Origin of the sequence: Methanospirillum hungatei (genome assembly GCF_020216685.1) — an archaeon.
Taxonomy (GTDB): Archaea; Halobacteriota; Methanomicrobia; order Methanomicrobiales; family Methanospirillaceae; genus Methanospirillum; species Methanospirillum hungatei_B.
On the sequence record NZ_JAIWNS010000180.1, the window covers coordinates 1 to 11,018 of the forward strand.

9 protein-coding genes and 1 pseudogene are annotated in these 11,018 nt (G+C 42.2%); 6 read left to right on the plus strand and 4 right to left on the minus strand.

Annotation, left to right across the window (positions count from 1 at the left end):
* Both LDL35_RS11205 and LDL35_RS11210 read right to left on the minus strand, forming a co-directional pair.
* A partial coding sequence (locus LDL35_RS11205; protein ID WP_304022449.1) for a response regulator occupies positions 1 to 732 on the minus strand: 732 nt, incomplete at its 3' end.
* A gap of 74 nt (positions 733 to 806) precedes the next feature.
* The gene (locus LDL35_RS11210) at positions 807 to 2,045 is read right to left on the minus strand and encodes an ATP-binding protein (RefSeq protein ID WP_304022451.1); all 1,239 of its coding nucleotides are present in this window, start codon (positions 2,043 to 2,045) and stop codon (positions 807 to 809) included.
* A 192-nt stretch (positions 2,046 to 2,237) separates the two neighbouring features.
* Here LDL35_RS11210 and LDL35_RS11215 point away from each other — a divergent pair, with 192 nt between their 5' ends.
* The 6 genes from LDL35_RS11215 to LDL35_RS11240 all read left to right on the plus strand — a co-directional run bounded on the left by LDL35_RS11215 (position 2,238) and on the right by LDL35_RS11240 (position 9,072).
* A complete protein-coding gene (locus tag LDL35_RS11215) occupies positions 2,238 to 5,864 on the plus strand; it encodes a methyl-accepting chemotaxis protein (RefSeq protein WP_304022453.1) in 3,627 nt (1,208 codons plus the stop codon).
* A gap of 60 nt (positions 5,865 to 5,924) precedes the next feature.
* A complete protein-coding gene (locus tag LDL35_RS11220; RefSeq protein ID WP_304022455.1) occupies positions 5,925 to 6,272 on the plus strand; it encodes a nucleotidyltransferase domain-containing protein in 348 nt (115 codons plus the stop codon).
* A gap of 65 nt (positions 6,273 to 6,337) precedes the next feature.
* Complete coding sequence (locus tag LDL35_RS11225) at positions 6,338 to 6,649, plus strand: HEPN domain-containing protein (RefSeq protein WP_304022457.1); 312 nt, start codon at positions 6,338 to 6,340, stop codon at positions 6,647 to 6,649.
* Between the two features lie 250 nt (positions 6,650 to 6,899).
* Positions 6,900 to 7,262, plus strand: a complete 363-nt coding sequence (locus tag LDL35_RS11230; protein ID WP_304022459.1) for a nucleotidyltransferase domain-containing protein — start codon at positions 6,900 to 6,902, stop codon at positions 7,260 to 7,262.
* A gap of 59 nt (positions 7,263 to 7,321) precedes the next feature.
* Positions 7,322 to 8,383: an ATP/GTP-binding protein gene (locus LDL35_RS11235; protein ID WP_304022461.1), complete on the plus strand. Its 1,062-nt coding sequence runs from the start codon at positions 7,322 to 7,324 to the stop codon at positions 8,381 to 8,383.
* Positions 8,383 to 9,072 carry a DUF3226 domain-containing protein gene (locus LDL35_RS11240; protein WP_304022462.1) on the plus strand — a complete coding sequence of 230 codons (690 nt, stop codon included), beginning with the start codon at positions 8,383 to 8,385 and terminating at the stop codon, positions 9,070 to 9,072. The genes LDL35_RS11235 and LDL35_RS11240 overlap by 1 nt, the downstream gene beginning before the upstream one ends.
* A 407-nt stretch (positions 9,073 to 9,479) precedes the next feature.
* Here LDL35_RS11240 and LDL35_RS11245 read toward each other — a convergent pair whose 3' ends face one another.
* Together LDL35_RS11245 and LDL35_RS11250 are read right to left on the minus strand one after the other, a co-directional pair.
* Entirely contained in the window at positions 9,480 to 10,568 is a 1,089-nt protein-coding gene (locus LDL35_RS11245) for an ATP-binding protein (RefSeq protein WP_304022465.1), read from the minus strand.
* A gap of 243 nt (positions 10,569 to 10,811) precedes the next feature.
* Positions 10,812 to 11,018: pseudogene (locus tag LDL35_RS11250) on the minus strand (transposase); the annotation flags it as partial.

Consider the following 11,018-nt stretch of genomic DNA (forward strand, 5'->3'; position numbering starts at 1 on the left):
TCTCCCGACCGACTGATACTCTGTGAGAGTTCCGGATTGATCAAATATTGCCCTGGTGTTCCATTGCTGCCATAATATCCGGCCATCAGGCATAATAATCCGTTGTTCAACCCATCCTGATGGGTTATCCGGGGATAATAAGGCATATACTCTGTGTACCGCTTCCCGGTCCTCGGGGTGGATATGTGGTCTGAATTTTTTCCCAATGATATCTTTATCAAGACCGAAATACCGCAAATATGCATCATTCACAAAACTGATCGTTCCATCGGGGAGGAACCGGCAGATGAATTCAGACTGAACTTCAACGACATTTCTGTATCGGTCTTCACTCTCCCGAAGGGCTTCTTCGCTTTTCCTTCGTGCAACCGCATATTTTACTTTTTCTGCAAGTTCTGCAAATTGTGCAGACGGGTCACCTCCCTTCTGCAGATAAAAATCCGCCCCACTGTTCAGGGCCTCAATAACCACATCTTCCCGTCCTCTGCCGGTAAAGATGATAAAAGGGATGGAGTTTCCTGATTGCCGGATCGTTCGAAGGAATTCAAGCCCGTTCATCCGGGGCATTTCATAATCAGAGATGATAGCATCAAACGATTGTTCGGTGAGCAGGTCCAGGGCATTCTGGGCGGATGGAGAGGTAGATACAGAAAAGTCGTATTTCTTCTCGAGAAACATCTTTCCGATGGTCAGAAGATCATGTTCATCATCCACATAGAGAACCTGAATCATAATAGTGTATCCTGCTGCATGGGCCTGGTATCTGGTATGTCTGATAATGACTATTATATATTGGAATAAAAAGGTTACCCTGAAAAGGAGCGAGCAGGCATCAAGATAATTGTTCTCCCATCGACGGTGAGTATATCCTCCTGTCTCCCGGTGAGGATATATCCCTCATTCAGATCAAACATACCCATCGCTTCAAGAAGACCCCGTATCTCCCGGTCTTTATTCCTGCTGGTTACCTCATAACAGACCTGTATCGCTTTGGTGACTTTGGTCTTTTCCTTCACGATAAAATCGCATTCGTGTTTTTCCCTGAAGTAGAATAACTCCCTGTATTTTTTCCGTAACATGATAAAAACCAGGTTCTCTAAAAGCCTTCCTAAATCATCTGAAAATCCTGTGGTATTTGCACATATCAGACCGTTATCGACAGCATATACCTTTTTCGGATTGATCTGTCTGCTCTTATGAGAATAACTGAAACGTGGCAGAGTAAAGAGGATGTAAGCATCTTCAAGATGAGAGATATAGGAGGCAACGGTGGTGACCGATCCTATCACAGAAAATGTCTTTTGTAATTGTGATAGTGTCATCTCCCTGGCGATATTTCCAAGCAGGTACACGGCAATTTCAGTAATGAGTGCAGGATTTTTAATATTGTTACGATAGATTATGTCCCGTGCAATAATATCCAGGAGCAGGTTTTGTAATACTTCTTCCAGGCCCACACGGATATACTCCGGGAAGCCTCCTGTGAAGAGGTAGTCATGGAATGAGGTATCAGAATCTTCTTTATTTGTATATTCGAGAAACTCCTGATATGAAAATGGGAATAATTCCAGTCGTAAGTTCCTGCCGGTAAGTTTGGTTCCAAGTTCACGACTTAATAGGGAAGCATTAGATCCGGTGATGATGACTTTTTTTTCAGAATCCAGAAGATGTCGGATATAGTATTCCCACCCGGACAGGTTTTGGATTTCGTCAAAAAAATACAGATCATGGGGACCATACTCCTGATGAAATACCTCCTCTAATACTTCATAGTCCTGAATGGAAAAATCGATAATCCGCGGATCTTCAAAATTCAGGTAATAAAAATTCTCCTCCGTTTTCATCATCTGCAAAAGAAGTGTGCTCTTTCCACATCGTCTGATACCTGAAATGATAATCGCAAAATTCTGATGGGGGTGTATTTTTATAATGTCGTGGCGAATAATTCCTTGATTCCGATTGATTATTGAATTTCTCTGGGATTTGACTATCTTTGTAATGTCGTCCCTGAGTATCATGAATAGTACTACTACTGGCGTACTCATTTAATTATCCATTCCCATTGGATACTATTGTCCATTTCAAATGTTCAATCATATGACGAATGATGTACATTGGATATCACTTCTGTTCATCGGGCTTTTTCATATTACAATACGCGTTTATGTGATTCTGAACCGATATCTATATCTCTCATAAATTTCTATTTTCAGATATCGGTCAGGATGGGAATAATCATGAATGGAAAAACTAGAAGTTCAGACATCGCATCACTTCAGAATATACTGGATGCAATATCCTCTTCAATTCAGATTATTGGGCCCGACGGGGTCTACATTGATTGCAATGCGGCTACATATGCAATGTTTCGTGCACAGAGCAGTGAAGATATCATCGGCAAACCTCCATCGGTTCTCTCACCGACACATCAGAGTGACGGAACCGATTCAAATGAAGGAGCTGGCCAATATATCCAGCGTGCATTTTCCGGTGAAGTTGTCAACTTTGAATGGGAACATACACGGTTAGATGGGTCCATATTTCCCTGCAAGGTCACTCTCCAGGTCATTGAGTATGAAGGAAAGACCTGTCTTATGGCGACAATTGTTGATATCTCTGATATGGTCGCTCTCCGAAAGAAGTCAGAGTTTATTATCGCCAATGCGCCGACGCCGATCATTGAGTTTCGCCCTGATCTCTCCATCATCTATGCAAACCATGCATTTGCTGACCTGACCGACAAGTCATTTGAAGAGACCCAGAAGATGAAGATTTCAGACTTTGATGTCAGGAACCGGGTTGGCAGATCGCTTGCTGAAGGTATTGAGTCAAGAAGCACTGTGCACGGGGATCTGGACGCGGTGGTTGCCAGCGGGACAAAGCATCTTCAGTATTATTATACGCCATTCTTTGATGAAGAGGGAAATCTGCTCTCGATATTAGCGTATTATATCGATAAAACAGCGGAAAAGGCTGCAATCAGGGATATCATTACGCTCACTGAGAAGTCTCAGGCTGGAGATCTGGATGCACGGGTTGACCCGGCACGGTATTCAGGCGAACTCAGACGTCTCATGGAAGGAATCAACGGGACACTGGACAGCATCATCGGACCCTTGAATGTAGCTGCAGAGTATGTGGACCGGATATCAAAAGGAGACCTCCCTCCCCGGATAACTGAAGAGTATAATGGGGATTTTAACGAGATTAAGAATAATCTGAATAATTGCATCGATGCGATACAGCAGCTGATTATTGATGCAGGTATGCTTTCAGGAGCAGCAGTAAAAGGTCGTCTTGATACCAGAGCAGATTTTACGAGGCATAAGGGAGAGTACCAGAAGATCGTTTTAGGGATAAATAATACTCTGGATGCCGTGATCACCCCGCTTCGGGATGCAGGGGCCGTTCTGGAACGAATGGCGATAAATGATCATACGAAAGGGATGGATGAGTCTGCATATCAGGGAGATTTTGTCTCCCTTGCATCGAGTATCAATGCAGTCCGTGACCGGGTGAATCACATCGCCGGATCAATTGAAAAGATAAGTCACGGAGATCTCTCCGAATTAGAAGAGTATCGGCAGATTGGAAGGCGTTCAGAACAGGATCGTGTCGTTCCTGGTTTTATTAAGGCATTTGAAAACCTTCTGGCATTGACCCGTGATACAACCATGCTTGTCGATGCAGCATCGCAGGGGAACTTCAATGTCCGGGCTGATGTGAGCAGGCATGAAGGGGAATACCAGAAGATAATTAAAGGAATCAATACGACGGTTGAAACGATTGCCGATAAAGTCGCATGGTATGAATCCATTCTTGATGCAGTGCAGTTCCCGATTCATGTCACCGATATGGATATGAACTGGACGTACATGAATAAGGCATTTGAAGATGTGCTTCTGAAAAATAAAGTGATCAAAGACCGGAAATCAGCGTATGGGCTTCCCTGTCATACAGCCAATGCAACGATCTGCAAGACTGAGAACTGTGGTATTCACCAGCTCAGGACGAAAGGAGTGACTGAAAGCTATTTTGAATGGCAGGGGATGAATGGCAAACAGGTCACCAAACCGGTCATGAATGCAAAAGGGGAGCAGGTCGGGTTTGTAGAGACCGTTCAGGATCTCACCGAACAACTGAACCAGATAGCCTACTACGAATCCATCCTTGACGCCGTCCCGATGGGCATTACCGTCACCGACCTTGATTCACGGTGGACCTTTGTCAATAAAGCCGTTGAAACGATGCTGAAACGATCTCGAAAAGACCTCCTGGGCCATCAGTGCAATGAATGGGGTGCCAATATCTGTAACTCAGACAACTGCGGCATTAAACGGCTGAAAAAAGGATTTACGAATACAAAATTTGAGCAGGATGGCGGATATTATAATGTCGATTGTGCGTATGTGTATGATGCCCGTGGTGATAAGGTCGGCCATGTAGAGGTAGTCGGTGATGTGACCGCGATGACCAAGGTTGAGAAATATCTTGATGAATCGGTTCGGAACATCTCATACTGCCTTGGTATGTTTGCAAATGGAAAGACCGATTTTGATGTCCGAATCCCTGAATCAGATCAGTATACCGATGATGTCAGAAAGAAGATCGTTGATCTGACCGGCAATCTTCACCGTGCACGTGACTCCGTGAAGAATCTGGTCGTTCAGGCAAATGGTCTTGCGAACGGGGCAATCCAGGGAGACCTGAAAACCCGTGCAGATATCACCCAGGTACAAGGAGATTTTGCAGAGGTTCTGAGCGGGATTAACGAAACACTGGAATCTGTCGTCACCCCGGTCCAGGAAGCGATTCGTATCGCGAATGAGTATGCACAAGCAGACTTTACCGCACGATTTGATCCATCCCTGAAGGTGGCCGGAGACTGGGTCGGGTTTAAGGCCGCTCTTGACAACATCGGTATTCAGATCTGCGATGCCATCGGGGCAATTAATAAACAGATCCTGGAACTAGCTTCGAATGCTGAAGAGGCCACCGCAAGTGTTCAGGAGATATCCGCCGGGGCCCAGCAGATTGCCAGAAATACCGGGAGTGTCAGTGCCAATGCCGAGAAGGGAGATGACGGAATAACCCAGGTCTTAAAAGCCATGGAGGATCTGACGATCACCGTCGGTGAGGTCTCACAACGGGCCGAAAAGGTATCAGGATCTGCAACGGAGGCAAATCAGTTCTCAAAAGAAGGTATAGACCTTGCAAAGAAGTCAGAATCAGCCATGAATGGTATCCGGCTCTCTACCGGAGAGGTTGATCAGATCGTCAAGGAGATCAACAAACAGATGGAGGAGATTGGAAAGATTGTCAGGCTCATTACCGACATCTCAAACCAGACCAATCTTCTTGCCCTCAATGCTGCGATTGAGGCTGCACGGGCCGGAGAAGCAGGCCGGGGGTTTGCGGTTGTTGCAGCGGAAGTAAAATCCCTTGCCCAGGACTCCCGTGGTTCTGCTGAGAATATCGCCGATATGATCGCAAATCTCCAGGCGAAGGCAAATAAGGCTAATAATGCGATAATCACTGCCAGTACTGCGGTTGAAGACGGGAACCGTGCTCTCGAAGAGACGGTCGGTGCATTTACGAAGATCGCTGAATCTATTGAGGATATCACCCGGAATGCGATGGATATGGCGTCATCTTCCGAAGAGCAGGCTGCATCGGTTGAGGAGATAACAGCAAGTGTGAATGAGGTGTCGGTCCTGATTCAGGGTACGGCCAGGGAGGCTCAGGATGCAGCTGCTGCAACCGAAGAGGCGTCGGCTTCGATTGAACAGATCGGAAGGGTTGTTGCTAATGTGAGCGGGATTGCCGAGAGTATCTCACGGGAGATGACGAAGTTTAAAATATAAATTTCGGTCCATTTCAGGACTGACAATACCTATTTCTCCTTTTAAAATTAATTAGTGTATGTGAAGAGCATTCAGGAGATTCCTCTCAATAATAGCCGGATAAAAGATGGCATTGAACGGTATCTCACTCTGATACAAAAAAAATATGAAGACCGTATAGAGGAAGTTATTCTGTATGGATCAGTTGCACGTTCTGAAAATAATGAAAACTCAGATGTTGATCTCCTGATCATTGGAACTGAAGATAGCTCTGAAGTAGAGCTTGATATTATTGGAATGAGCTTTGATATATTCATGGAGACCGGAGTAGATATCTCCCCGAAATATCGTTCAAGAAGGCAATTTGATGAATACTGTTCTTTTTCCTTTCTTCAGAATGTCATTCATGATGGAGTGCGAATTGCCTGAAAATTGTGAGATCGCTTTTCAGATTTGCCTCGCAGAAGAACGGTTGAACGAGGCTCAACTTCTTTTTGACGGAAAATTTTTATAGTGGAACCGTAAGCAGAGCATATTATGCCATGTTTGCAGCTACAAAGGCTGCTCTTCTCTCTAAAAATATTGAGGTAAAAACGCATACAGGGCTTCTCTCAGCTTTTGGTTTGGAGTTCATCCAGACCGGCATAGTTGAGAAAGAATTTGGTCGTATTCTCAGCCGAGGGGAACACCTGAGAGAGGAGGCTGATTATGGATCGGAAAAAGTTATGAACAGAGATGAGGCAGAAGCCATACTTAATTCTTCGAAATCTTTTGTATCGATAGTAAAAGAGTTAATAGAAAAGTAAATACCAGATATCGTGAACTATGTGAGCCTGAATGGATGATAGTAATTTTTTTGTTTATCACCTATTACAATGGTATCATCATCGGTTCTGTGGTTGAGGTTGGTTTATGCCTGTTTTCTATTTGGGTACCATGACCGGCGACACACGAAAAGCACAAAGGATTACACATACCATATAGATAAGGCAACACTGCTTTCTATTGGAAATATCTATGCCTGTCCAACCGATACCTGATATGATTCACTCCTGCATGGAGATAATACGTGCAACTCCCGTATTTGAAAACATCCGGTTTATTATCCTCTATGGGTCTGTAACAGAAGGAAGAAATGACATTCATTCCGATATTGATATTGCCATTTCAACCGACCTTCCCGACCTTGAGGCTGAACGAATGAGAATGCATATCCTTGGAAGGGTTCCGGATATATTTGACATTCACATCTTTGAGCATCTACCGTTATTTGTTCAGGTAGAGGTCTTTAAGGGAAAGGTTCTCTATGTGGCCGACGAAGATGAACTCTATGATCTGGCTTTGGAGATTTCACGTGAGTATGAGTTTTTTAAACCTCATTATCTTGATTACATCGGGGAGAGAGAGATATTATCCTGAAAGCCTCATTTCATAGGAAATAAATTATGTAATCTGAACCTACTCTATAAGGGGTCAATATGCTCAAAAGCATCACGGTTAAAAATTTTCGGGGGTTCCAAAATGTTCATTGTAATAACCTTTCACTGATAAATTTGGTTGTTGGGAAAAATAACGTTGGAAAAACAGCTTTCCTCGAAGCATTATTTTTGTTTTTCGGCAGACAAAACCCCGGACTTGCTATGCATATAAATGCATCACGGGGTCTTGGATCTGTTAAAATTGGTTCAGGTTCTGTGATGGAGAGTCCCTGGAATTCAATTTTCTATAATTTTGATATAACTAACCCTATCACGATTACCTGTCAGGACGAACACGATACTTTGTATCTCCATATCTCTCTCAATACCTCATTAGATATGAATGATATCAGGGATACCTATTCTGAATCTGAAAGGATATTAAAAATTAAAGACTCCGGATTTGTTCATGTATTAAACGTTACAAGTAGTGATGAAAAAGAACCATATCAATTACTGCTGACAAACCAGGGCTTGAGAGTGAACAGAATCGGAATATCAAAAACAATAGCATATTATCTACACTCCCGGGGAATTTTTGACTCTAAAGAAAGGGCAGAATTGTTTACCTCTCTAGATGCAACCGGAAGAACTGATGAGATTGTGAAAGCAATACAGTATATAGAACCACGTCTGAAAAGACTAAGTATTGGGATAATTGCGGATGAACCAATTATTTTAGGTGATATTGGTGCTGCAAGGCTCATTCCCTTATCTTTGATGGGAGATGGTACTGTCCGTTTGTTTGATCTCCTTATCCGGATAATGAATGCACAAAATGGAGCCGTAATAATCGATGAGATTGAAAATGGAATACATCATTCAGTTCAGGAAAAGATCTGGACGGTAATCGGCACCTGTGCGAAAAGGTATAATGTTCAGATTTTCGCATCTACTCATAGTCTGGAATGTATAAAAAATGCATTTGCAGCTTTTTCCACCTTTCATGATCAGATATTTCATGTTCAAAGAATTGAGAGGGCAGGAGAAGACATTCGGATAAAATCATTTGATATGGCAAAATTAGAAACAATATTTGATCTGAATCTTGAGGTCCGATAATGGGGGGAGATAGCCCAAATATTTTTGAAAGGATAGAAATTACGCATCCATACCTGTTGATTGTTGAAGGGAAAGATGAGGTAGAGTTTTTTAAGGCATTTTTTCAATTCTTAAAGAAGTCATCATATGAGTGGGATGGATTGAATGACATTCAGATCATATCTACAGATAGTAAAGATAAATTGCCAAAACTTTTAGAGATTGTACCTGATTTAGTAAATAGCGACCAAATCAAAAGAATAGCAATTATTCAGGATGCAGATAATGATCAGAATCGCTCTTTTCAACAGATCCAAAAAATTCTTACTAAAATAGGATTTCCTGTTCCTGAATGCCAAATTGAACCCAAAATAGGAAAAATAAATGTGAACCAAGTGATTTCTGTTCAGGTTCTCATAATTAGTGTTGATGGAAAAGGGATGCTGGAAGATATCTGTCTTGATTCTGTATCTGATGATTGTGCTATGCCATGCGTTGAATCTTTTTTCAATTGTTTATCAAAGTTTTATTTAACCTCAGAGTTAATCCCTCCAAAAAACCTTTCGAAAGCGAAAACCCGTGTATTCTTAGCGTCAAGAAAAGAATGTACCTTATATATTGGTCTTGCCGCTAAAGAAGGGTATTGGAACTTTGAAAAACCTTCATTTGACAAAATGAAGGAGTTATTACAGGTATTAATTATGAATTAATGAGATACGCTCTTTAAAGAAAATCTCCACTGAACATTCATGGTTTCATTACTTTGGTATAATGAAATAATATTTCGAACGCATTACATAGGTATACGAAATAATAAAATTTTAGTATTAAAAGGCCTTAAGGATAAAAAAACTAAATATTATAGACAATTCTCACCCCCCCCCTCTAATACTGCCCTATCCTGACTCACAAACCCAAGTACATACTCAACAATCGGGACTATCCGGATCTCAACCTCATCTTCCTTTATGATCCGATCTGTCTGCTCAGTGATGATATACCCGATAACCAGGTTAAAAGCTTTACATGCAGAAACCAGGCCTCCTATCTCCCCTGTCAGGTTCTGTTCGGTCAGGTGATAGCAGACCTGAATTGCGTTCGTGACTCTGGTCCCCTCCTACACAATAAAATCACATTCATGAGTAGCATCACGAAAGAAAAAAATCTCTCTCCCTTCTCTGATGAGTGCATTACATACGACATTCTCATACAATCTTCCAATTTTCTCCGAAAAAGAAACTGAATATACAAATCCGGTATCAAGGGTATAAAATTTAATATCCGACACCAGTTGTTTCTTTAGAGAATAATGAAAATTTCTGACTTCAAAGAAGAAATACACCTGTTTCAGATAATCAATGTAGTCATGTGTTGTTTCATAACTTATTGCTAGAGCCTTGCTGATGCTGTGGATATTATTCTGCTTTGTATCATTCGTGAGAAGATATTCAACGAATGTGAGCAGGATATCATAATTACGCAGTTTATATCTCCCCATGATATCTCTGAGTAATATCGTATGAAAATATGACAATAACTCTTCCTTTTTCAGGTCTTCTTCAAGCATTGTTACCTTGGGAAAACCACCCCAGGTCAGGTATCCGGTAAACAAACGGTTAATCATCGTTCGGTTTGTGGTATACCCATTGATACTGATGCATGATATGTCGTGAAAGAGCAGAAACTCCCAAAATGTTAATGGATACACGTCAATATTGAGATATCGCCCACTGATGGATGAGGCAATCTCACCGGAAAGGAGTGCGGGTGATGATCCGGTCAGATATATTCTGGCCTTTTGCAATTCATAGGTCGTTACAACCCACTTTTCCCAGGATTGGACATTCTGCACTTCATCAAGGAACAGAAACACTTCCTTATCCGGATTGATATTCTCCCGGTATGTTGCAAGAATCTGGTCAAGTATTGAAGAATCCATCGCTGGTGGGAATCGCGGGTCCTCAAAATTGATGTACAGAAGCTGGATCTTGTCATGGTCTCTGGCAAGATTCTCCATCTCCTGTTTGAGGAGTGTTGATTTTCCACTTCTCCTCATGCCGGTCAGCACAATGATCTCATCAGACCTTCGCAGCCGCTGCATCTTCTCCTGATATTCAGGCCGGGGTTTAACCTTTGGAAAATCCTTGTACCAGTAATTCCAGTCATGGAGAATTGCCCTGATCCCAAGTTTTAAGAGAGCCTGCATGGGCTCCTATTACAGTGCATCTGATATGGTTGTATAGTATGATCTCAGTTAAATTGCAATTTTGTTATACTATACTTGAAGTTAATATGGGCGTCCGGGCCTCATTTTCTGAAGGTTTCAAGGTATTTATTGGGAACTTACTCTCTGCTTGTATGTCATTTCGGTGAAATCAGGAGATGAGGATAGGAAAAAAATTGAGAAATGGTATGGTATTATTGAGGGTTTTGTCAGCTGATAATAGACTTATATCAGAGATCTGATCTCTTCCTCCGGCATCCCGGTAATCTTTGCTATCTCGGCAACTGACATCCCTGCTTTTTTCATCCGCTCCAGAATTAATGCCATCCCTTCAATTCTCCCTTCCGCTTTACCTTCAGCCTTATATGCTGCAATCCATTTATCTACTTTTTCAGCTAACATGGTCCCTCCAACAAACGGGTTAGGTATAGG